Here is a 22,861-nt window from a genome sequence, read left to right on the forward strand (position 1 = left end):
GAGAGGAAGGGGCCCGCGCCCGTCAGGGCGTGGGAGGGTGAGGGGCCGCGCCGGCCTGGCCGGTCAGGCGCTCGCCGCCTCGGCCTCGGGCGCGAACAGCCAGCCGGCCAGGGCCCAGGCGGCCAGGGCGCCGGCCAGCTGAGCGGCGATGAACGCCGGCGCCGACGACGGGGCGATGCCGGCGAAGGTGTCGCTGAGGCACCGGGCCAGGGTCACCGCCGGATTGGCGAACGAGGTCGAGGCGGTGAACCAGTAGGCGGCGGTGATGTAGAGCCCCACCGCCGCCGGGACGAAGCCGGGCCGGAAGCGCAGGGCGCCCAGGATGGTCAGCAGCAGGCCGAAGGTGGCGACCGCCTCGGACAGGGCCTGGCCGGGGGCGTCCCGCAGCTTGGCCGACACCTGCCACAGCGCCTCGCCGAACATGGCGTGGGCCAGCAGCACCCCGGCCACAGCTCCCGCCGTCTGGGCCAGGACATAGCCGCCCGCCATGGCCGGCGACAGCTCGCGGCGCAGGGCGAACACCAGGCTGACGGCCGGATTGAAGTGGGCGCCGCTGAGCGGGCCCAGCACGCCGATCAGCACCACCAGCGCCGCGCCGGTGGCCAGGGTGTTGCCCATCAGGGCGATGGCCACGTTTCCGCCGGCGTGCCGCTCGCCCATGATCCCCGAGCCGATCACCACCGCCAGCAGCAGCGCCGTTCCCAGCGCCTCGGCGGCGATCCGGCGTCCCGCGCTCACGCCGCCCCCGCCGGCGGCGCGGCGGCGGCGGGCTCATCCACCGACCGGCCGATCTCGCCCAGGCGATGCTGCAGCGACATCCGGTCCAGGGTGTCCATCGGCAGGTTCAGGAACAGGCCGATGCGGTTGTGCAGCATGCGGTAGGTGTCGGCGAAGGCGACGCCGATCTCGGCCGGCGAGCCCTTGGCCCGGGCCGGATCGGGCACGCCCCAGTGGGCGCTGATCGGCTGGCCGGGCCAGATGGGGCAGACCTCGCTGGCCGCGTCGTCGCAGACGGTGAACACGAAATCCATCTTCGGCGCGCCCGGCGCGGCGAACTCGTCCCACGACTTGGAGCGGAAGCCCTCGGTGGGATAGTCCAGCCCCTTGAGCAGGGCCAGGGCGTGCGGATTGACCACGCCGGTGGGCATCGATCCGGCCGAAAAGGCGCGGAAGCGGCCGCGGCCGTAGCGGTTCATGATCGCCTCGGCCAGGATCGAGCGGGCCGAGTTGCCGGTGCACAGGAAGAGCACGTTCATCGGGGGCTTGCTCGAGGTGAGGTTGGTCGCGGTCATGGTTCCACCGGGCAGCAGCGCGTCCCCCGCTCGGCGATGGCCGCCAGCGGGGCGCAGATTTCGGGTTCGCCGGCGCAGCAGTCGTCCATCAGGAACGCCAGCAGCCCGGCCATCCGCCCGTAGGCGGCGCTGTAGATGATCGATCGGCCGTCGCGCCGCGAGGCCACCAGCCCGGCGCCGGCCAGGATGGCGAGGTTGCCGGACAGGGTGTTGGGCAGGGCGCCGGTCGCCCGGGCGATCTCGCCCGCCGGCAGGCCCTGGGGCCCGGCGCGGACCAACCGGCGGAACACCTCCAGCCGGCCCTCGTGCGCCAGGGCCGAGAGGGCCACGACCGCCGCGGCGGGGTCCATGGACTCGACCGCGGCAGGCGCCGCGGGCGGCGCGATCGGGGCGGCCAGCGCCCCCTCGCCGCTCATGCCGGCGCGCCGCAGCAGCCGCCGGAGGCCGGGGCGGCGGCGGTCACGGCGGCAGGCGCGGCGGGGGCGGGCTCATCTTCGCCGTACTGCGTCGCCTCGCCGAAGGTGTGGAAGGTTTCCCAGCGCACCCCGGCCGGGTCGCTGACCCAGCTCTTGTCCGAGCGGGCGTAGCAGCAGGTGGCGCCGCTCTGGTCGAAGGTCGTCTCGCCCGCCGCCTTCAGCCGCCCGGCCAGCTCGGCCAGTTCGGCGGCGCCGTCCACCTGGATGCCGACGTGGTCGATACCCACCGCCCGCTCGCGCTGCGAGATGGCGAAGTTCACCTTCGGGTCCTCCAGCATCCATTTGGCGTAGTCCGGCTTCACCACGCTGGGCTGGGCGTCGAACAGGGTGGCGTAGAAGGCGATCGCGCGGTCCAGATCGGGGACGCTGACGTGCAGGTGCAGGCGCTTCATGGGGTTACCTCCCGCGGCATGTGTCATATCGATACTTCGGGAAATACCGAATAGTCAAGCGTCAACATTGGGCAGGATCGCCTGATGCCGGGGAAGCTGGACTGACGGAGCGGCGGCGGCGCGCGTGTCACGCGCCTTTCGTTGACGACGGGAAAACCTCGCCCGTAGATAGCGTCGTTACGGCTGCGTTTCGGGTCTGCAGGGCTGATGTAGCTCTGGCGCGTCTCCAGACGGCCGTGTCGGGGGGACGCATGCAGATCAACATCACCTGGGACGCCAGCGCCGCCAACGCGCCGGCCGGGTTCAAGGCCGCGGTGCAGGCGGCGGTGAACTATCTGGAGCAGACCCTCGCCGCGCCGATCACGGTGAACATCGCCTTCGGCTGGGGAGAGGTGGGCGGCCAGAGCCTGGGCGCCGGATCGATCGGCGCCAGCCTGTCGTCGGGCATCGACCTCAATTACGCGGATTTCCGCAGCGCGCTGTGGGCCAACGCCACCACCGCCGACGCCCTGGCCGCGGCCAAGGCCCTGCCCGCCTCCGACCCGACCCACGGCGGAACCTTCTTCATCGCCACGGCCGAGGCCAAGGCGCTGGGCCTGGTCGATCCCACCGACAGCCAGATCGACGGCTACGTCGGCCTGGATTCCACCACCGCCTTCACCTTCGATCCCAACAACCGCGCCGCCTCCGGCCTGGTCGACGCCATCGGCGCGCTGGAACACGAGATCACCGAGGTGCTGGGCCGCACCTCATTCCTCGGCTACCAGCCGGGCGACGGCTCCAGTGTCTACGGCGCGCTGGACCTGTTCCGCTACACAGCCCCGGGCGTGCTCAACCCGTCGTCCGCCACCGGCTCATTCTCGGTGGACGGCCAGACCCTGCTGCTGCCGTTCGACAACCCGGTCAACGGCGGCGACTCCGGCGACTGGAGCCAGACCGTCACCGGCGACGCCTTCGACGCCTTCGGCGGCCCCAACGAGGCCGACCTGATCTCCGCCACCGACCTGCGCCTCATGGACGTGCTGGGGTATCATCCGAACAGGAACACCCCGCCGACCACGCCCACGCCTGCCGGCGGCGCAGGCAGCGGCCTGACCGTCAGCCAGGACACCACCCTCGCCCAGGGACAGACGGCCTATGTCACCAGCGGGCCGGCCATCTCGATCTCTGGCGGCCCGTCCTTCACCAACGCCGGAACGATCGAGGTCATCACCGTCAACAACGGCGACGTGCCGGTGGGCATTCTCGACAATTCGGGCAACTTCGGCGTCCCGACGGTCAAGAACGCAGCCACCGGCGTCATCTACGTCGAGTCGACGACCGCCGCCGGGGTGGCCTTCGGCTACCAGGGCGGGTACCCGTCCGCGCCGTTCGAGAACGCCGGCCTGATCCAGGTGGTCTCGCTGCAGGGCGCGGCGGTCGGCGCCAAGAACGAAGCGTCCGAGACCTTCACCAACGACGCCACCGGCAAGGTCATTGTCTGGTCCGCCTACGAGGCCGACGGCATCAACATGGGCGGCGGCCTGATCAACGCCGGCCTGATCGACGTCACCGGGGCGCACGCCCTGGGGGTGCGCGGCGGCGGGCTGAACAACTCCGGGACCATCCGGGCCACCAACACCGGCGGCTGGGGCAGCATCGCCGTATCGATCGAGCCCTCCTCCGGCCAGTTCCAGTACGTCAACAGCGGCGTGATCCAGGGCGACTACGCCTTCTACGTCGACCCCAGCGACATTTCCCCGTACTTCGCGCCGCCCATCACCATCACCAACTCCGGGACCATCGTCGGGGTGACCGTCCTCGGCATCGGGACGGCGCAGATCCACAACACCGGCATGATCGCCGGCGCCATCTTCTACGGCGACCAGAACAGCACTTACGACGGAGCGGGCGGCAAGCAGATCGGCGGCATCTACCTGGGTCGCGCCACCAACACGGCGCATCTGGGGAATGATGGCGAAACCGTCTTCGGCGGCGGGGGCGCCGACACCATCACCGGCGGCTCCGGCGACGACGTGATCGTCATCGCGCGCGGCGCCAACGTCATCGATGGCGGCGGCGGCTTCAACACCCTGTCCTTCGCCGACTCGGCGGCGGGCGTCCTCGTCGACCTGGGCGCCGGAACCGCCTCGGCCGGCGGCACGGACACCATCTCCAACATCCAGGCGGTGATCGCCAGCGACTTCACCAGTACGCTGAAAGCCGGATCGACGGCCGCCAGGCTGGTGGGCGGCGCCGCCTACGACACCCTGATCGGCGGCGCCGGCGGGGACACCCTGGTCGCGGGGACTGGCGGGGCGGTGATGACCGGAAACGGCGGCGCCGACACGTTCGTCTACGACGCCGGCGACCACCAGGTGGTGATCACCGACTTCAAATCGGGCGTCGACCACATCCAGGTCTACGACTACGCCCACGCCGCGTCGGTGCAGCAGCAGGGGGCCGACACCCTGGTCACCCTGGGGTCGGGCGACACCATCCTGCTCAAGGGCGTGACGGCCTCGGCGCTGACCGGCGGCGATATCGTCTATTCGGCCGGCCCGCCGCCGCTGACCTCCACGCTGCCGCCGGCCCCGCCGGTGTTCGGCACGACGGCGGTCACCGTGGACTCGGCGCTGACCATCCACGCGGACGAGACCCTCAACCTGGCCATCACCCCGACCAATCAGTTCGCGCTGATCGATACGGACACGCCGAGCAGCAACTTCTCGGTCCAGCTCAACTCGATCGACAACTTCGGCGTCGTCGACATCACCGCCAGCGGGACCGTGGACGCCGCGGGAATCTTGGTCGACCCCACGACGCTCAAGGGGTCGGCCATTTTCATCAACGAGGCCGGCGCCAGCTTCCTGGTCACCGGGGTCCAGAGGACCGCGCGGGGCGTCTACGGCCAGGACGCCTCGCCGGACGTGACCAACGCCGGGCTCTTCCAGGTGAAGGCGACGGGATCGCTGTTTTCCGCTTATGGCGTCGACACCTGGGACACCAACTTCAAGTTCAACAACACCGCCAGCGGGGTGTTCAAGGTCCAGTCCGACGGCGCGGCCTACGGCCTTTATCTGAACAACGGCGGGACGATCGAGAACGACGGGCAGTTCACCGTCGACGGCTTCGGCGCAACGGGCATCTACATCGACGGCGCCGAGGGCCACACGATCACCAACGAGGGCGTGATCACCGTCACCGGCTCGGGCGCCAGCGGCGTCGTCGTGGCCGGCCTCTACAGCATGACGACGACGCTCAACAACAGCGGCACGATCACCGCGAGCGACGCGATCACCGAGGTGCTCGACGGCAACAGCGCCAACCAGGCTCCGTTGCTGGTCATCAACAACAGCGGCCAGGTCAACGGCGACATCCGCTTCGGCGCCGGCGACGACCAGTTGCACAACACCGGCAAGATTGCCGGCGCGGTGTGGTTCGGCGACGGCGTCATCACCTACGACGGCGGCGGCGGCACGCTCACCGGCCCCATCTACCTCGGCGCAGGGACCAACAAGGTGACCCTGGGCGCCGACGGCGAGACCGTGGTCACCTCGGCCAAGGGCGGGACGAGCACCCTCACCGGCGGCGCCGGCGACGACGCCTTCTTCACCGGGGCCGGGACCAACGCCATCGACGGAGGCGGCGGCGTCAATACTCTGTCGTTCGCGGCCGCCGGCGGCGGGGTGACGGTGGACCTGGGCGCCGGGACGGCCACCGGCGGCGGCGTCAGCGACAGCTTCAGCCATATCCAGCAGGTGGTCGGCTCGCGTTTCGGCGACACGCTGAAGGCCGGTGCGACATCGGCCACCCTGATCTCCGGCGCCGGGTCGTCGACGCTGATCGGCGGTGCGGCGGCCGACGTGTTGGTGGCGGGCGCCGGTGGCGGCACCATGACGGGCGGCGGCGGCGCCGACACCTTCGAGTTCGCCGCAGGCGATCACCAGCTGGTGGTCACCGACTTCGGCGCCAACAACGACCAGGATGTGCTGAAGGTCTTCGGTTACGCCCAGGCCCAGTCGATCGTCGCCCAGGGCGCCGACACGCTGATCACCCTGTCGGCGACCGACAGCATCCTGCTGAAGAACACGGCGCCCTCCGCCCTGACCGGCGCCAACCTGGTGTTCTCAACCGGGACGCCGCCGTCGGGCCCCACGATCCCGTCGTCCCTGCCCCCACCCGTCGGGGGGACCACGGTTTCCTTCATCGCAGCCTACAAGGTCCAGGCGGGACAAACGGTGGCCATCAGCGCCGACGTGGGCTTCGACGACAACGGCCAGCAGTCGGCGAGCGGCTTCCCCGACCTGCATAGCCTCGACAACGCCGGTTCGATCACCGTCACCTCGGCCAACGCCATCGGCCTGTCCTGCCGCGGCGGCGGACCTTCCAGCGGCGCGGTGTTCACCACCGAAGCCGGCGCCAGCCTCACCGTCGTCGCCACCAATGGCGAGGCCGACGGCGTGCGGGCGCTCTCCGGGATCGTCGACGTCGTCAACAAGGGAACCTGGAACATCACCGGCACAGGCTACGCCTTCGCCGTGGCCGGCGGCGGTTATCCCTGGAACTTCCTCAATGCCGCCTCGGGCGTGATCCACGTGTCGGGCGGCGGGGCGGCGCAAGGCCTTTCGGCGCAGGGCGGAGGCCTGCTCGAGAACGACGGCGTGCTCACGGTCCATTCGAATTCCGGCTCGGCCATTGGCTTCCAGATCGTCAGCTTCCTCAGCGCCGGTGGAAAGACCGCCAGCATCGTCAACAAGGGCGTCCTGACCGTCAGCACCGACAACGCCTCGGCGCTCGACGATGGCATCCGGGTGGTGGGTCTTGGGCCCTACGGCGCCCAGGTGATCGACAATTCCGGAACCATCACCGCCGCCCGCGCCATCGTCGAGGCCGATCCCGTCTCCCAGGGACCGAACGGCTATCCGCTCCAGATCATCAACTCGGGCACGATCAACGGCGACATCGTGCTCGGCACGGCGAGCGGGACCGTCAGCAGCACGGGGAAGATTGTCGGCAACATCTACGCCTACGACGCCAGCGAGAACATCGACCTGAGGAACGGCGTCTTTCAGGGCGACATCTTCATCCAGAGCGGCGTCGCGGCCAGCTACACGGCCACGGACACCATCTTCACCGGGGCCGCCAACACCACCGTGCACGTCCAGAAGGCCGGCTACGGCGCCAACCTGAAGCTTTCGGTGACCGGCGGCGGCGGCCAGGTGGCGATCCAGTTCGACGAGGCGTCGACGGCGGCGAGCTGGTCGTTGAACAACGGGGTCTGGACGGTGAACGCCGGGACCGACGGGACGCTGACCCTGACCGGGGTGCAGACCCTGGTGTTCACCGACAAGACCATCCCGCTGGGCATCCAGGCGCATGCGCCGCCGCCGTCCGACTTCAACGGCGATGGCCGGTCGGACGCGCTGTTCCTGGGCGCGGGCGGGACGTTGGCGACCTGGCAGCTGAACGACGCGGCGATCGCCTCGGGCGGCGGGACGCTGGGGTCTCCGGGGTCGGGCTGGCGCTATGTCGGCTCGGGAGACTTCAACGGCGACGGCAGGGCCGACGTGCTGTTCGCGAACGCCGCGGGGAGCCTCGCCACCTGGCAGCTGAACGGCTCGGCGATCATCGCCGGCGGCGGGAGCCTCGGCAGCCCCGGCGCGGGCTGGAGCGAAGTGGGCATCGGCGACTTCAACGGCGACGGCAAGTCGGACGTGCTGTTCCAGAGCGCGGCGGGGATGCTGGCGACCTGGGACCTCAATGGGACCAGCATCGTCGGCGGCGGGAACCTGGGCTCGCCGGGGGCGTCGTGGGCGGTCAAGGCGGTGGCGGACTTCGACGGCGACGGCAAGGCCGACATCCTGTTCGAGAACGCGGCCGGCCAGTACGCCGTCTGGACGATGCACGACACCACCATCGCCCAGAGTGCGCAGCTGGGCTCTCCGGGGTCAGGCTGGAGCTTTGCCGGGACCGGGGACTTCAACGGCGACGGCAAGGCCGACATGCTGTTCGAGAACGCCTCGGGCCAGTACGCCAGCTGGGACCTGAACGGCGGCTCGATCGTCGGCGGCGGCAACATCGGCAATCCCGGCAGCGCCTGGACCCTGGTGCAGATCGGCGACTTCAACGGCGACGGCAAGTCGGACCTGATGTTCCGCAACACCGACGGGACCCTGGCCACCTGGGACTTAAACGACACCGCCATCGTCGGCGGCGGCACGGTGGGCAATCCGGGGAGCGCCTGGACGCCGATGGGGATCAACCACGGCCAGGGCTTCGCCGACCTGGTGTTCGCCAACTCGAACGGGACCTGGGCCACCTGGATGATCAACGGCGGCCAGATCGTCGGCGGCGGGACGCTGGGAACCCCGGGGAGCCAGGCGACCCAGGTGCTGGGCGACTTCAATGGCGACGGGAGCCGCGACGTGGCCTTCCAGGGCGCCAACGGATCGGTCTCCACCTGGCTGACCGACGGGGCGCACGTGATCGGCGGGACCAGCCTGGGCAACCCCGGCGCCGGCTGGACGCTGGTCGCCTCGGGCGACTTCAACGGCGACGGCCAGTCGGACCTTCTGTTCCGCAACGCCTCGGGCCAGCTGGCCACCTGGGACCTGCACGGCAACGCCATCGTCGGCGGCGGCGCCCTGGGCTCGCCCGGCTCCAGCTACGTCTTCGAAGGGGTCGGCGACCTCAACGGCGACGGCAAGGCCGACATCCTGTTCAGGAACACCACCACCGGGACCTATGCCGCCTGGCTGATGAACGACACCCAGATCGTCTCGGGCGGCGACATCGGCAATCCAGGCGGCAGCTGGAGCTTCAAGGCCCTGGGCGACCTCAACGGCGACGGCAAGGCCGACATGCTGTTCGAGGACGCCAGCGGCGAATACGCCAGCTGGGACCTCTCGGGCACGCAGATCATCGGCGGCGGCGACATCGGCGCCCCGCACGGGACCTGGAGCTTCGCCGGCCTGATGGACCTCAACGGCGACGGCCGCGCCGACATCCTCTTCCAGGACGCCTCCGGCAATCTCGCCAGCTGGACCCTCAACGACAACCACATCACCGGCGGCGCCACCTTCGGCGCCCCCGGGGCGGGGTGGCATCTGATCGGATAAGGCGGCGCTTCGCCCGCCCCGCCTCAGCCCAGGTTCACCCCGGCCTTGGCCAGGTCGCGGAAGCAGCGGCGCAGGTTGGCGAGGTTGCGGTCGGCGCCGCCCGCGCCACGGCGGCCGGCCAGGGCGAACGCCGGCACGATCACCCCGCCGGACTGGCGGCGGCAGCGGCCGTCGGCGATCATCCGGTTGACGCGCCGGCGCACGGTCTCGAACGGCAGGCCCAGGCCCGTGGCCACCGACAGGATGCTGACCGGCCGGCGCAGTTCGTCCGGCGGCGGCTCGTGCGCCGGCCAGGCCGCCTGGCCGTCGCGCCCCAGGTGGCCGACGTTGGCGGCGACGATGGAGTGGAAGATCAGGGCGTCCAGCACGCTGCCGTCGTGCAGCTCCATCAGCAGGCGGACGGTGCGCAGCACATAGTCCATGGAGATGCGGGCCGCCGCGCGCGCCTCGCCCCGGCCTTCGGTCTCGGCGTCACCCAGTGAAGTCATCTGGGGGGTCGCCATCTGGGAGGGCGACATCTGGGGCGTGGCCGGCTGGGCCTGGCCTTCCCCCGCCGGCTGCGGATGCGTGTTTCCGATCAAGGCCTTCGCCGACTCAACGCCGTCGCCTCCCCACGTCCCTAAGTGCGCCAGATCACCCCGTTACGCCAGCGCTCCCCTACCCAGACGACGCAGGGCGGCGCCGGCCACACAGGGCTCGCCCACGAACGCCCGGGCTGGAGGCCGCCGGGCGAACCATGCTTCACTGCGCGCGCTCTCTGGACAGCCCCCGTGCCCGCCTCGCCCCCCCTGCCCGCCTCGCCCGCCGATCCCGCCGCCGCCGCCCGCCCCCTGCGCGCCCGCGCCCTGCTGCTGGGCGAGCGGATCGACACCGCCGGGCTGGAGCGGGGCGACGCCATCTCCACCGCGCCCCTGGCGCTGCAGCTGGAAGAGGGCCTGCTGGTGGTGTTCCGCTATGGGGTGGTGGTGAGCGTCGGCCTGGACGCCCTGGCCGAGGACCGCGTGCTGCGCGACATCACCCCGCGGGTGCAGGGGCCGCTGGGCGAGCGCGAGGAGGAGGGCGTGGAGATCGTCGCCGCCGCGGCGCGCGACGAGGGCGTGGGGCCCGACGGGGTGGTGCGGCTGGCCGACCTGGCGCCCGAGCGGCTGCTGCTGGTGGCCGACGCCCTGGCCAAGAGCACGGTGCTGGCCAGCTACGAGCGGCAGATGGCCGGGGTGTTCGACACCCTGGAGCCCTGGGCCGAGGAGCTGGCCCGCGGCCGCCGCCCCGCCGCGCGTGGGCGCATGACCCGGCTGGTGGGCGAGGCGCTGCTGGTGCAGCACCGCCTGGCCGAGCGCGTCGCCGTGCGCGAGAAGCCGGAGATCCTCTGGGACCGCCCCGACCTGGAGCGGCTCTACGCCCGCCTGGCCGTGGAATACGAGCTGATCGACCGCTCCGACGCCCTGCAGCGCAAGCTCGATCTGGTGGGCGAGACCGTCACCGTGATGACCGACCTGATCGACACCCAGCGCTCCCTGCGCCTGGAATTCGCCGTCGTCGCCCTGATCGTCGCCGAGATCGTGCTCAGCCTGGTGCAACTGCTGAAGGGCTAGGCCACCGCGGCCAGAGAGAGGAAGATCAACCTCGCGGCCTCCCCAGAAAGCCCCCTCTCCCTTCAGGGAGAGGAAGGGGCCCGCGCCCTTCAGGGCGCGGGAAGGTGAGGGGCCGCGCCGCTCTTGGCCGCGGGCCCGTCCGGGAACAGCACCGCCAGGATCGCCAGCGCCCCAGCCCGACGTGCGCCCGGGCGACAGCACCCTTCCCGCCTCGTCCGGCTCCGGCGACCAGTGAGGCGGTAACAGCGCCACCGCCGGGGTGTACGCCGCCTGCGCCGCCGGCGGCGCGCTGGACGCGCGCAGCCAAGTGATCAGGGCCATGACCATGGGGGTCGGCGCGGCGCTGATGGAGTACTAGGCCGTCGACCCTCACGTGGGCTTCTTCGCCAACCACGACCTAGACGGCTACGACATCCCCGCCCAAGCCGACATCCCCCGCCAGGACGAACATCATCTTCCTGGGACGAGACCGACCCCACCTCCTCCCGCCTGAAGGCCAAGGGCATCGGCGACCTCGGCATCTGCGGTGTCGCCGCCGCGGTGGCCACCGCGGTCCACAACGCCACGGGCGTGAGGGTGCGGGACTATCCGCTGACGGTGAAGACGGGGGCTGGGGTGATGCGGAAGTCTGGGTTGGGCTCATTGCTGCCCTCAGGAAGGTCTCCTTATGGCGGCGACGGGCAGGCGGCCCGCGGGTAGCTGAGTGCGCGCCATCTGGTGCTCACGCTTCTGCGTTGCGGGTCAGGTTCTGCACGATGAAGCGAGCGCGATATAGAAGCTCGTCGAACGTGAGGATTTCCGGCGCGCGAATGTTCCGCCGGTAGAGCTCAAAACAGGCGATTTTGTCGTCGTTGCCGCGTAACTCCTTTGTATCGCCGATGATGAGGTAGCTCCGGGGCTCGACCGAATAGGCAGTCTCACCGGTATCGTTGCCGTCGTCGTCCTTCAGCGCGACACGGAACCGTTTCCGGGCGAACTCGAACGTAGTCTTCTGGACCTGAGTGACCGCATTCGACACCTCAGCTGATACGCCCCAGCATCCCGGCCGGTAGGCGTCGCCACGGCGCAATAGCTCCGTCGTGTCCTTCTTGATCTCCACGAACACGAACTGACTCACTTCGGCACGGGTGCGCATGAGCGCGTCGGCGGTCTTGCCCCGCTGATCAAACTCGCTGCCAGTAGTCCGGGCCATCAGCGTGTCGGCGGCGCTGTCGAGCGACACGTAGTGGAGACCGTGCCCGAAGATCCATTGGTTCGCCTCAAAGAACGCCTGCCACTCTTTCTCGGGAAGGTCGGTCCCCATGCGTTGCTGGAATTCGGCCAGCGCCCGCCGCTTCGCGGCTACGGCGTAGATGTCTTGATGAAGCTCAGGTGTCCGGGCGAGTTCGCGGACCAGTTCGGCACCCTTGGAACTGCCGAGTAGTGCCCCCAGCGCACCGATGTTGACGTTATCAAGAGATATTCTGGCCTTCCTTGCCTCGCTCAAGTTCAGGTTTGAAATGATTGAGAGGAATTCTTTTATCTGAGCGAGTTGGAAGTGATTGACATGAATGTGACTGTCCTCGCGCCAGCCGTACCTCTGGTGGAACGTGAGCTTCGTGATCTTGAAGGTCCCGAAGTCGCTCCGGTCATGCACCCAGAAGGCTGAGACGGCGACCTTGCATCGGATGGTGACGTCGATTTCGCCGATCACCTCCTCGCCTTCGGCCGCGATAGAAGCGTAGACGCCGTTCTTACCCGGATGAGTGTACAGCTTGTCAGGCAGGTAGTTGGCTAGGAATGCTGCGTCTTCCGACATGCGGTCAGACCCTCTTAGGCACCAAGATGTGCTCAATCTCACAACTTTGGGGAATGACGACCACATAGCCGATCGTGAAGGGCATAGGCGTCTTGTCCGTCCACATCGCACCGACAATATGGGTCAACCGCGTGCCGGTGTAGAGTCTCGCCCCAAGGTGCTCAAACTCCACCAAGTTCTCGTCGAAGCTTTGCGTGGCGGACAGTCGGTCGGCGTGGCTTAGCTCTGACCATATGTCGCCGTAGTCCCGCAACAGGTCGAACAGTGCGGCGTCGGCCTCCTTGACCTCGGGCGGCAACCCGTTCTCGCAATTGAATAGGTATGCCTCCGATGTTCCGATGAGTTGTCCCAGGGCTTCGCCGTTGTGCACGGGCGTGGCCTGGACCTTTATGTGATCGGGAAACTGCTGCTGCTGATCGTGCTCCGACAGGCGTTCAAGGAGCCTGTGAACCTCGACGACAAACGTCGGGTCGTCGAACACGTCCAGGTTCTCGTACCCGAGACCCCGCGCGAGGCTGCGGCGTGTCGTGACGCTCGTCGGGCGGCCAGCTTCGATCCGCTGAATGGTTCTCGTCGGCAAGCCCGATGCCTCCGCTAGCGCTTCTTGCGAAAGGTGGGAGGCGGTGCGGATGCAGCGGGTCCAGGAACCCAGGGTGGCTGGTGAGAGAGTTTGCGCGTCAGCGGCCATGACTACCTCCTTCGGTGCCACCGCAACTTATGGGCATATTGGGAAGCGCAACACGACAGGACCCCGACACCGCAACGACAGGCGGTCCGGAGGTCCTCATCTTCCGGAGCAGTTCCAAGGTAGGCAACTAGCGCTAAACGAAGGGGCCGTCTCTTGCGAGACGGCCCCCGTTCAGGTCAGCCGGACAATCGCGGCGCACCACGAGGCCAGCGAGTGGAAGGACCACTCAAGGCCAAGGCGGTACACGGTACCGTCCGGCTTGCTGACCGCGATAGCGAACAGAAGCGACAAAAGCTTCTCTCCTCTACCTGGCACCGTACCTTCCAAAGCCGAGTAGGTGCCTTAGGCCAGCGGTGAGGGTGGTTTTCGGAGAAAGCCTCAGTGGCCCATCCCTCAAGGCGCTTCGGCTTTTACGGTGGCGAAGGACTGCTCCGCCGTTGACGTGGAGATGGTGACGCTTGAGCAAGCGTCAAGGGCCGCGTCTCGTGCCGACGTGAACGTCCGCTCCTGGCGCGACTGCAACGCCATACTTCGTGGCCGGGTGCCTGTATTCAGATTTGACAACCAAAGGGTGTTGTTGGAGTCCTCGGCGTGTGGGCGGCGGCTCACCCGTCGGGCACTACTCTTGAGCGAAATATCTAATGGCTTACCGCTGGACCATGCATCGTTTTGTCGATGGCAAGGGTAACGATAGAAGCGGTCCGAGTCCCTTGAGCCTTTGGTGGTTGGCGCGCGCCGCTGCGGAGGAGACGCTCCAGGGGAGTCCGCTTACGGCAAGCTGGTTGAAGCTTTTTCGCGGGCACCTCAGCTCAAGTGAGACCTATTGGCTCCAGTGGTCCGAGGACATGGCGCAGAGTGCCGAGCTGCGGCGGGCCTACTCGGGGCTTTACGGGCGCTTCGCCGCACGGGCGCTCTTGACTGCGCATCTGGGCATCGGTCGGTTCATCTCGCTGAAGCGGGAAGGCATCGAGGTGCCGAAGTCCATCAGCGTCAAGCGCATATCGAAAGGCGATATCCCGGATTGGCTGGCCTGGGACGATCGCGCCCAGCAGCACGTCCTCTGCGAGGCCAAGGGAAGTCTGACCGCCAACGACTTCCTGGCTGCGGGGCAGCCCAAATGCGTCAAGGAAGGTAAGGATCAGTTTCTTCGAGTGCATTGCACCGATCCGAACGGGCCAGTCTATCCCGCGCGCTGGGTGGCCGCGAGCCGCTGGTCAACGGACCGGCGTAGCGGGCAGGCGGCCAGCCTACTTTGGGATCCACCGACCGATCATGAACCAGTGTCGGAGGAGATCAGTAGGAACCACCGTGAGGCCATTACCCGCGCCTGGTTGGATAGCCTGGCGCCCGGCCTTGGCTGGCGCGATGCGAACGAGCTGCTCGCTGATCAGCGGGCGGCTAGCGCGATCACAGTCCGTGCCGAGCCGGGCGAGATCCCGGACGAAGAGGACTGGCCAGAAGTCGGTGACATGCCGCTCGCGAAGGTGTCGGCTGCTCAAGCTCGCAGCACTGAGATGGAAAAGGTGATCACGCGAGTCGTGTCTACTCTGTCGTCGGACGACGTATACCGCGAGGACTGGGTGTCGGCGGGCCGTCCACCGGAGCCCAAGGCCTTGGAGGCGCAATACCTATCGGCACTAGTCACTCCGTACGGAGTCCGGCCGATCCGCGGGGCGTCAGACGTCGACGAGCTGCGTACTGCGCAGGATCGGGCGCAGCGGCGCGAACAGCCCGCAATGCTTGTCGGAATACCACTGGGCTTGGACCCAGCGGCCCGGCTCTCTGACGCGCTGTGGATGGACGGAGGGGGTATCGCAAGGACTGGGGACCTGGCCGTCTTCGATCTCAGGCGTATCGAGATCGATGCTCATGGGATTTCCTTGGCCTGACAGGCCGGCGCTGCGTTTCCGCTTTGCTTTGCAACATGAAATTTGTGCCGTGAGTTCGACGTCGGATGTCCGGGTTTCCGCAACCACCCAACTTCCGCTCCTGGCGCATAGTCGCCACGCCCGTTAGCGCCGCCCCCTCACCCGCCCTCCGCCGCCACCGTCTCGTTCCATGCCCGCGTGTCGTGGCACGCGGCCATCGCGCGCTGGTAGCCGTCCCGCGCCGTGGCGCGGGCGACGTAGGCGCGTTCGGCTTCGGCGAAGGGGTAGCGGACGTTGCGGCGGGCCAGCTCCAGGGCGTAGACCACCGAGATGTCGGCGGCGGTGAAGGCCTCGCCGGCCATCCAGGGGGCCTCGTCCAGGCGCCGTGAGACGAGGCGCAGGCGGGTCTCGAACACGCCCATCGCCTGGCGCGCGCTCCAGTTGTCGCGCTCGGCCGCGGGGGCGATGTTGCGCGCGCCGCTGACGAAATAGATCGAGGCGGCCAGGCCCGCCTCGCCCAGGTGCAGGAACTGCTGGTAGGCGGGGAAGGCGTCGTCGCCGGGCGCCGGCGCCAGGGGCGTCGGCCCATGGCGGGCGATCAGGTATTCCATGATCGCCACCGACTCGACCATCACCACCGGCCCGTCCTGCAGCGCCGGGATGAAGCCCCCGGAGTTGATGGCCATGAACTCCGGGTCGTTCTCGGCCCCGGCCAGCAGGTCCACCCGCCGCAGGCGGTAGGGCAGGCCCATCTCCTCCAGCAGCCAGACGACCCGAAAGCCCCGACCCTCGCCCCAGACGGTGATCATCGGCGCGCCCTCTCGCCTGCGGATGAGCGCAAGTCGTCGCGCGAGATATTCGGGAATACAAGGCGCCTGGGGACGTCCGCCGCCGGGACTGCTGTCAGCCGACGGCAAGAGCGAGGCGCAACGAAGGCGCGCGTTCCGCCTCCCCTCGCCTGCGCGACGCCGCGCCGCTAAGCTTGAGCGCGGACGCGACGGGGGGCGCTTGAGTGAAGGCTGTTTTCGACGTGAAGCCGGGCTCCGGCTACGACGACGACATCACACGTCGCTACCATTTTCCCGCCCGTAGTAACTACGTGAGCGCGGCCCGGGAGGCGATCGGCGACTGGGTGCTGTATCGCGAGCCCCAGCGCAACGGCGGGCGCCGCGCCTATATCGCCACCGCCCGCGTGATTGCGGTCGAGCCGGATCCCGACCTTGCCGACCACCAGTATGCCTATGTCGCGGACTATCTTGAGTTCCCCTCGCCCGTCCCGTTCGTGCGCGACGGCCGGTACGCGGAGGCCCCGTTGCGGGCGATCCCCGACGCCAGCCGCGTTGGCCAGGCGTTGCAGGGCAAGTCGATGCGGCCGATTTCCCCCGAGGATTTCAATGCGATCGTGGAGGCCGGCCTGAGTGAGACGCTGGCGCCCGAGAACGCCATCCGCCTGGGGCTCGATCTGCCCGCGGCCGACTTCCCTGCGCCGTTCGAGGGCGGGCTGGCCGAGCCGGTCGATCGGCGGATCGAGCGGTTGCTGGTCAACCGCAAGGTTCGGGACGCCAACTTCCGGCTGGAGGTGTGCCGCGCCTACGACGACCGCTGCGCGGTCACCGGCCTTCGGATCGTCAACGGCGGCGGCCGGGCGGAAGTTCAGGCCGCGCACGTGATGCCGGTCGCCGAGGGCGGACCGGATGTGGTGCAGAACGGCATCGCCCTGTCGGCCACCGTCCACTGGCTCTTCGATCGCCACCTGATCTCGATCGGCGAAGATTACCGGCTGCTGGTCGCGCACAACCGCGTGCCGGGCGAACTGAGGGGCCTGTTCCGGCCCGAGCCCGAGGGCTTGCATCTGCCGACGGACCGCCGCCTGTGGCCCAGCCAGAGGTATCTGGCGCACCACCGGGAGGCCTACGCGTCGGCGGCGCACTGAGGCCGCCTCCACCCGATCCCCCCTACCCCGCCGGACATCGACGCAGGCCTTGAGCCCGTCTGGAAACGCCGCCTGATTTTCTGCAACCGCATCTGTTTCAGAATGCGCGCCGGGCTTCCTATCTCCTGCGTCCAGATTGTCTGCGAGGAGTTCGAGCATGGGCCAGGTTGAACGCAAGGGCCGGTTGGACGGCAAGGTGGCGCTGATCACGGGCGGCACCACGGGGATCGGCGCGGCGACCGCGCGGCTGTTCCAGGCGGAGGGAGCGACGGTGGTGGTCACCGGGGCCAATCCGAAGACGCTGGAGGCCGCCCGCGCCGAGCTGCCCGGCATCGAGGTGGTGCTGTCCGACCAGGGCGATCCGGCCGCCTCGCGGGCGCTGGCCGACGACGTGGTGGCGCGCCACGGGCGCATCGACGTCCTGTTCGTCAACGCCGGCATCGTCTCGTTCCAGCCGCTGGAGGCGGTGACCGAGGCGGACTTCGACCGCCAGTTCGACATCAACGTGCGCGGCGCCCTGTTCGCCGCCCAGGCGGCCGCGCCGCACATCCCGGCGGGTGGCAGCATCGTCTTCACCGCCTCGACCGCCGCCTCGGCGGGGATGGCCGGGACCAGCGTCTATGCCGCCAGCAAGGCGGCGGTGCGCTCGCTGGCCCGCACCCTGGGCGCCGAGCTCGCGCCGCGCGGCGTGCGGGTCAACGTGGTCAGCCCGGGGCCGATCGAGACGCCGATCTTCGGCAAGTCCGGCCTGAGCGCCGAGCAGGTGGAAGGCTTCAAGTCCGACATCGGCGCGCGCGTGCCGCTGGGCCGCATCGGCCGGCCCGAGGAGATCGCGGCGACGGTGCTGTTCCTGGCCGCCGACGCCAGCTTCATCACCGGCGAGGAGATCGTCGCCGGGGGCGGGCTGGTGGTGATCTGACGCCGCGCCGCGCGAGCGGCCGGGCGGCTCGAACCCCGGTGGCCCGGCGGCCTGGACGCCAGTCGCCTGATACCCTGGCGGCTTGACGGGCGCGGCGATCCTCCGCTCTGTGGGCCTTCACCGAGGCGCCCCAGGGGGATCCGAGCATGGCCGCCGCCGCTTCCCCCGCGCCCGTCGCCAGCGCCGGCCCTGGCCCCGACCCTGGCCACGGCCCCGCCGCCGAGCCACGCCCCTCGCGCATCGCCATCCTGGCGGCCACCATCGGCTGCGGGCTGGAGTTCTACGACTTCATCACCTTCGCCTTCTTCGCCGTGCAGATCGGCGCGGCGTTCTTTCCGTCGGGCGACCACTACCTGAGCCTGATGGGGGCGCTGGCGACGTTCGGCGCCGGGTTCGTGGCGCGGCCGGTAGGCGCGCAGGTGCTGGGCGGCCTGGCCGACCGGGTGGGCCGGCGGCCGGTGATGCTGCTGAGCATGAGCCTGATGGGGCTGGCGATCACCGTGCTGGCGCTGACCCCCGGCTATGCCCGCATCGGCCTGGCCGCGCCGGTTGTGGCGATCGCCGCGCGGCTGGTCCAGGGGTTCGCCCTGGGCGGCGAGGTGGGCGCCTCGACGGTGTACATGGTGGAGGCCGGCGCGGCGGCGCGGCGCGGCTGGAACGCCAGTTTGCAGGGGGTGGCGCAGTACATCGCCTCCACCGCCGGGGCGCTGGTGGGGCTGGCGGTCAGCGCGGCGCTGAGCGAGGCGCAGGTGGCCAGCTTCGGCTGGCGGCTGGCGCTGCTGCTGGGCGCCAGCGTGGTACCCTTCGCCCTGGCCGTGCGCCGGGCGCTGCCGGAGACCGGCGGCGCGGCCGTGCAGGCCCCCGCCTTCGCGCAGGCGCAAGCGACCACCGGAGCATCGGCGATCGGGGCGCGGCCGGACACGGCGCCGGTGAAGGGGGCTGGGACCGGGGCCGGGCCTTCCCTGCGCCAGGTGGTCTGGCTGGGCGGGGCGATCATGGCCAGCGCCACCATCGCCACCTACATCTTCGACTACACCGCCACCTTCGGCGAGACCCAGCTGCACATGTCGACCCGCACGGCGATGGCCGGCCAGCTGGCGGCCAATGCGGTGGGCATCGTCGGCTGCCTGGCCGGGGGTTGGGCCAGCGACCGCTGGGGCCGCCGGGCGCTGCTGGTCTGGCCGCAGGCGGCGTTCTGCGCGCTGATCGTGCCCGCCTTCGTCTGGCTGCTGGCGGAGAAGTCGCTGACGGCGCTGGTGACGGTGAACCTGGTGCTGGGCTTCCTGTCGAACCTGATCACCGGGCCGCTGCTGGCGACGCTGACCGAGAGCCTGTCGCCCGGCCAGCGGGCGCGGGTGTTCTCGCTGGTCTACGCCGTGCCGATCGCCCTGTTCGGCGGCACGACCCAGCTGGTGGTCACCTGGCTGCTGAAGGCGGCCGGCACGCCGATGGCGATCGCCTGGTACCTGATGGCGGTCAGCGTCGCGGGCCTGGTGGCGATGCTGGCCCTCCCGGAAAGCGCGCCGCGAGGCCGCGTGGCGGTGGCGGCGGCGGAGGCGTGAGGGGGCGTGAGGGGGCGGCGCGTGCGCCCGATTGACCCCGGAACTCGGCACCCCGGGCAAGGGGCGAAGCCCCGCAGACCCGGGGCCAGCGGCTCCGGTTCCCGGACGACATCCAGCTTGACGACGGCCCGGCCGGCCCCGGCTCTCCGCTACGCTGCGGCCGGGGTGACGAGGGTTGGGCGCGGGTTTGAGCCGCGCAGGCGCCGCTCCGCCCGTCCCTGGCTCGCGAAACCCCAGCCTCAGCCCAGTTCCCCCTGCAGCTGGGGGAACACCTTGGCCACCTTGCCCAGCAGGTAGTCGCCGTAGGTTCCCTCGAAGGCGTGCACGCTGGCGCCGTCCCAGCGGTCGGCGCGGTCGGCGGCGATGCGGGCGGCGGCCTGGCGGGCGTCCTCGGCGGCCGCCTGCGGAAGGGGCCGCATCGGGGCCAGGAAGTCGGGGTCGAAGAACAGCGGGAAGCTCAGCCGGTCGTGGCCGCTGGTGTTGGCCACCCGGTGCGGGGCCGAGCGGAAGCGCCCGCCGGTCAGCCGCTCCAGCATGTCGCCGACGTTGACCACCAGCGTCCCGGCCACCGGCGGGGCGTCCAGCCAGGCGCCGCCGGGGGTGCGGACCTGCAGGCCGCCGTGCCGGTCCTGGGCCAGCAGGGTCAAGAGGCCATAGTCGGTGTGCTCGCCGACGCCCCAGCTGTCCTCCCAGTCGAGGCCCTGGCCCGCCTCGCCGGCCGGCGCCCTGGCCGGATAGTTGAAGACGCGGAACAGCACCGTGGGCTCGCCGGTATAGGCGCGGGCGAACCAGCCGGGCTCCAGCCCCAGCGCCAGCGAGACCGCCGCCATCAGCCGCGCGGCCGCGGCGGAGGCCTGCGCCATATAGGTCTCGACCGCCGGCCGCAGCCCGGCCGGGCGCGCGGGCCACAGGTTGGCGCCATGCATCGGCAGGCCGGCGCGCACCCGCGGGTGATCGGCGGCCAGCTCGCTGCCGAAATAGATCCCCTCCTTCAGGTCGGGCCGGCCGGAGGTCAGTTCGCCGCCGGGGGGGAACCAGCCGCGCCAGGCGCGGCCGCCGCGGACCATGGCGATGGCCGCCTTCTCCGCCGCCGGCAGGGCGAAGAACGCCCGGCTCTCGCGCTCCAGCGCCGCCAGGGTCTCCGGGAGGACGCCGTGGCCGGTGAGGTAGAAGAAGCCGAACGCCTCGCACGCCTGGCCCACCTGCGCCGCCACCCGGGCGTGGCCGGCGCCGTCGGCGGGGTCGAACAGGGCGGCCATGTCGATGCTGGGCAGCTGGGTCATGGGCCTTGGCTCGGGGTGTTCGGCGCGGTCCTGCGGGTCAGCGCCGGGGCGGGCGCGCAGCATGCGCACGCCGCGCGGACAGCTCAAGGGCCGCTGCCCCCTTGGCGTGGCCTTCCCCGGCCCCTAGGCTGCCGGCCCGTAACGCAAGGCCGCTTGCCCATGGCCCGCCTGTCCCGCCCCGCCACCTTGGCCGCGATCCTGAGCCTGGCGCTGGCCGCCGCCGGCGCGACGAGCGCGCAGCCGCGGCAGGTGAACCTGACCACCGATTCTGCGCCCGGTTGGCTGCCGTCCGAGGATCTGGAGGCGCAGGCGCGGCAGGCGGCGGCGGACTACCTGGCCGACGAGGACGCCGGGCGCTATCCCCAGGCCTACGCCCGCCAGAGCGAGGCGCATCGCCAGCGGCTGTCGCTGGACGACTACCAGCGCATCGCCCAGGGTATGGCCGGCCAGACCGGCGCGGTGATCGAGCGCCACGTGACCACCATCACCTGGACCAAGGACCCGGCGCATGCCCCGGCGCCGGGCGTCTATGTGGCCATGGATCTGGAGGGCCGCTACGCCAAGGCCGACCGCTACTGCGGCTACCTGGTGCTGTACCAGGCGCCCGAGGGCGGGGCGTTCACGGTGATGCGCGAGGAGAGCAACATCCTGGCCAACGACACCGCCCAGTCGCTGGGGCCCGCCGCGGCGGACGCGGCCTGGGCGCGCGAGTCGGCCAGCTGTCCCAACTACCGGGCGCCGGGCGCGGGACAGGCCGCCACCACCGCTACCGCCTCGCCGCCGATCCCCGAGGCGGGCCACGACACCATCGGCTATCCCACCGTCGAGGCGGCGCTGAAGGCGCTGCACGCACGCCCGGGCGTGGTGTTCTCCAGCCAGAAGGGCTGGACCATCGCCACCGAGGAGGCCGCCCATACCTTCTGGTCGTTCCCCCCGCCCGGCCACCCGGCCTATCCGGCGGCGGTGAAGCGCTGGCTGGAGCAAAAGGATGGGGCGATGGTGCTGCGCATGGCGGTGCACTGCGAGGCGGCCAAGGCTCCCTGCGACGCCCTGGTCCACGCCTTCGAGCTGATGAACCACCAGGCGGTGACCGGAACCGGACCGTAAGGGGCGGCGCGGGCGACGCCTTGCACGCGCCGGCGCGGCGCGGCAAGCATCGTGGTTGCAAGAGCGATTCCTCTCACCTTTTCGGAGTATGGCGGCATGAGCCTGGGCCGCTTTGCCGACATGCCGGCGCGCGTGGCGCGGCTGCCCGTGGACCATCGCGGCTTTCCCGTGCCGTGGTTCGTCGCGTGGCGGGACGGGGCGCCGCAGTTTCCGGTGATCGACGCGGGCAAGCTGGCGCTGGCCTGGACCGCGGAGCGGTGCTGGGTGTGCGGCGAGGCGCTGGGCGCCTGGCGCGGCTGGATCGTCGGGCCGCTGTCGGCGCTGGAAGGCGCCACGCCCGAGCCGCCGTCGCACTGCGACTGCGCCGGCTTCGCGGTGACCGCCTGCCCGCACCTGGCCAGCGCCGACGCCCGGTTCGCCGAGAACGCTGACGCCGCGCCGGGCCACGTGGCCCAGGCCAACGTCTCGCGGCTGCGCACCGACGCCACCGGCATCTGGGTCACCCGCGGGCGCGGCGCCACGGCGATGCGCGCCGGCGGCGGCGTGCTGTTCCGCCTGGAGCCGCCGCAGCGCCTGGAGTGGTGGGCCCGCCGGCGCCCGGCCACCGGCCAGGACGTGCGCGCCGCCCTGGACGCCGCCCTCCCCGTCCTGCGCCGCACCGCCGAGGCCGAGGGACGAGCCGCGGCGCTGGAGGCGCGCATGCGCTGGCTGCAGCGCTGGACGCCGGCGGACGAGGTCGCGGCGACGCCGGCGCCGGGCTGAGGCGCGGGCGAGGCGCGGGCGAGGCGGCGGGGTCTGCCCCAGGTCGGGAACGGCCCAACTGACGGTGCTGGCTTCAAGACGCGGCGCAG

General features: G+C 70.4%; 17 protein-coding genes. 8 read left to right on the plus strand and 9 right to left on the minus strand.

Annotated features, from left to right (window positions below; all coding sequences use genetic code 11):
• Positions 1 to 63 precede the first annotated feature (63 nt).
• The 4 genes from ACO2Q3_RS12025 to ACO2Q3_RS12040 all read right to left on the minus strand — a co-directional run bounded on the left by ACO2Q3_RS12025 (position 64) and on the right by ACO2Q3_RS12040 (position 2,160).
• Positions 64 to 738, minus strand: coding sequence for an aquaporin (locus ACO2Q3_RS12025; RefSeq protein ID WP_423306827.1), 675 nt, complete (start codon positions 736 to 738; stop codon positions 64 to 66).
• Positions 735 to 1,292 carry an arsenate reductase ArsC gene (locus tag ACO2Q3_RS12030; RefSeq protein ID WP_423306828.1) on the minus strand — a complete coding sequence of 186 codons (558 nt, stop codon included), beginning with the start codon at positions 1,290 to 1,292 and terminating at the stop codon, positions 735 to 737. The genes ACO2Q3_RS12025 and ACO2Q3_RS12030 overlap by 4 nt, the downstream gene beginning before the upstream one ends.
• The gene (locus ACO2Q3_RS12035) at positions 1,289 to 1,642 is read right to left on the minus strand and encodes an ArsR/SmtB family transcription factor (protein WP_423306944.1); all 354 of its coding nucleotides are present in this window, start codon (positions 1,640 to 1,642) and stop codon (positions 1,289 to 1,291) included. The genes ACO2Q3_RS12030 and ACO2Q3_RS12035 overlap by 4 nt, the downstream gene beginning before the upstream one ends.
• 62 nt (positions 1,643 to 1,704) lie before the next feature.
• The gene (locus tag ACO2Q3_RS12040) at positions 1,705 to 2,160 is read right to left on the minus strand and encodes an ArsI/CadI family heavy metal resistance metalloenzyme (protein WP_423306829.1); all 456 of its coding nucleotides are present in this window, start codon (positions 2,158 to 2,160) and stop codon (positions 1,705 to 1,707) included.
• A 251-nt stretch (positions 2,161 to 2,411) separates the two neighbouring features.
• Between ACO2Q3_RS12040 and ACO2Q3_RS12045 the strand changes: the two genes are divergently transcribed.
• On the plus strand, positions 2,412 to 9,260 hold the full coding sequence (locus ACO2Q3_RS12045) for an NF038122 family metalloprotease (protein WP_423306830.1): 6,849 nt from the start codon (positions 2,412 to 2,414) through the stop codon (positions 9,258 to 9,260).
• 23 nt (positions 9,261 to 9,283) lie between these two features.
• Here the strand turns inward: ACO2Q3_RS12045 and ACO2Q3_RS12050 are convergent, their stop codons facing one another.
• On the minus strand, positions 9,284 to 9,748 hold the full coding sequence (locus ACO2Q3_RS12050) for a hypothetical protein (RefSeq protein ID WP_423306831.1): 465 nt from the start codon (positions 9,746 to 9,748) through the stop codon (positions 9,284 to 9,286).
• Positions 9,749 to 10,030: 282 nt separating this feature from the next.
• Between ACO2Q3_RS12050 and ACO2Q3_RS12055 the strand changes: the two genes are divergently transcribed.
• A complete protein-coding gene (locus ACO2Q3_RS12055; RefSeq protein ID WP_423306832.1) occupies positions 10,031 to 10,852 on the plus strand; it encodes an RMD1 family protein in 822 nt (273 codons plus the stop codon).
• 721 nt (positions 10,853 to 11,573) lie between these two features.
• On the opposite strand, the gene ACO2Q3_RS12060 is transcribed toward ACO2Q3_RS12055, so the two are convergent.
• Positions 11,574 to 12,650 (minus strand): Shedu immune nuclease family protein, encoded by a 1,077-nt coding sequence (locus ACO2Q3_RS12060; RefSeq protein WP_423306833.1) that lies wholly within the window; start codon positions 12,648 to 12,650, stop codon positions 11,574 to 11,576.
• A gap of 4 nt (positions 12,651 to 12,654) precedes the next feature.
• Positions 12,655 to 13,338 (minus strand): helix-turn-helix transcriptional regulator, encoded by a 684-nt coding sequence (locus ACO2Q3_RS12065; RefSeq protein ID WP_423306834.1) that lies wholly within the window; start codon positions 13,336 to 13,338, stop codon positions 12,655 to 12,657.
• Between the two features lie 845 nt (positions 13,339 to 14,183).
• Here ACO2Q3_RS12065 and ACO2Q3_RS12070 point away from each other — a divergent pair.
• Positions 14,184 to 15,227 carry a hypothetical protein gene (locus ACO2Q3_RS12070; RefSeq protein WP_423306835.1) on the plus strand — a complete coding sequence of 348 codons (1,044 nt, stop codon included), beginning with the start codon at positions 14,184 to 14,186 and terminating at the stop codon, positions 15,225 to 15,227.
• 137 nt (positions 15,228 to 15,364) lie between these two features.
• Here the strand turns inward: ACO2Q3_RS12070 and ACO2Q3_RS12075 are convergent, their stop codons facing one another.
• On the minus strand, positions 15,365 to 16,015 hold the full coding sequence (locus ACO2Q3_RS12075; RefSeq protein ID WP_423306836.1) for a glutathione S-transferase family protein: 651 nt from the start codon (positions 16,013 to 16,015) through the stop codon (positions 15,365 to 15,367).
• A gap of 203 nt (positions 16,016 to 16,218) precedes the next feature.
• Between ACO2Q3_RS12075 and ACO2Q3_RS12080 the strand changes: the two genes are divergently transcribed.
• The 3 genes from ACO2Q3_RS12080 (at position 16,219) to ACO2Q3_RS12090 (ending at position 19,620) form a co-directional block, all read left to right on the plus strand.
• A complete protein-coding gene (locus ACO2Q3_RS12080; protein WP_423306837.1) occupies positions 16,219 to 17,139 on the plus strand; it encodes an HNH endonuclease in 921 nt (306 codons plus the stop codon).
• A gap of 157 nt (positions 17,140 to 17,296) precedes the next feature.
• Complete coding sequence (locus ACO2Q3_RS12085) at positions 17,297 to 18,058, plus strand: SDR family oxidoreductase (protein ID WP_423306838.1); 762 nt, start codon at positions 17,297 to 17,299, stop codon at positions 18,056 to 18,058.
• Between the two features lie 146 nt (positions 18,059 to 18,204).
• Positions 18,205 to 19,620, plus strand: coding sequence for an MFS transporter (locus tag ACO2Q3_RS12090; RefSeq protein ID WP_423306839.1), 1,416 nt, complete (start codon positions 18,205 to 18,207; stop codon positions 19,618 to 19,620).
• A gap of 239 nt (positions 19,621 to 19,859) precedes the next feature.
• Here ACO2Q3_RS12090 and ACO2Q3_RS12095 read toward each other — a convergent pair whose 3' ends face one another.
• On the minus strand, positions 19,860 to 20,990 hold the full coding sequence (locus tag ACO2Q3_RS12095; protein ID WP_423306840.1) for an isopenicillin N synthase family dioxygenase: 1,131 nt from the start codon (positions 20,988 to 20,990) through the stop codon (positions 19,860 to 19,862).
• A gap of 72 nt (positions 20,991 to 21,062) precedes the next feature.
• On the opposite strand from ACO2Q3_RS12095, the gene ACO2Q3_RS12100 reads away from it, so the two are divergent.
• Together ACO2Q3_RS12100 and ACO2Q3_RS12105 are read left to right on the plus strand one after the other, a co-directional pair.
• Positions 21,063 to 22,010: a DUF4019 domain-containing protein gene (locus ACO2Q3_RS12100; RefSeq protein ID WP_423306841.1), complete on the plus strand. Its 948-nt coding sequence runs from the start codon at positions 21,063 to 21,065 to the stop codon at positions 22,008 to 22,010.
• A gap of 96 nt (positions 22,011 to 22,106) precedes the next feature.
• Positions 22,107 to 22,772: a hypothetical protein gene (locus ACO2Q3_RS12105; RefSeq protein WP_423306842.1), complete on the plus strand. Its 666-nt coding sequence runs from the start codon at positions 22,107 to 22,109 to the stop codon at positions 22,770 to 22,772.
• The last annotated feature ends 89 nt before the right edge of the window (positions 22,773 to 22,861 follow it).

The sequence above is a fragment of the Caulobacter sp. KR2-114 genome (genome assembly GCF_049446115.1).
GTDB lineage: Bacteria > Pseudomonadota > Alphaproteobacteria > Caulobacterales > Caulobacteraceae > Acaudatibacter.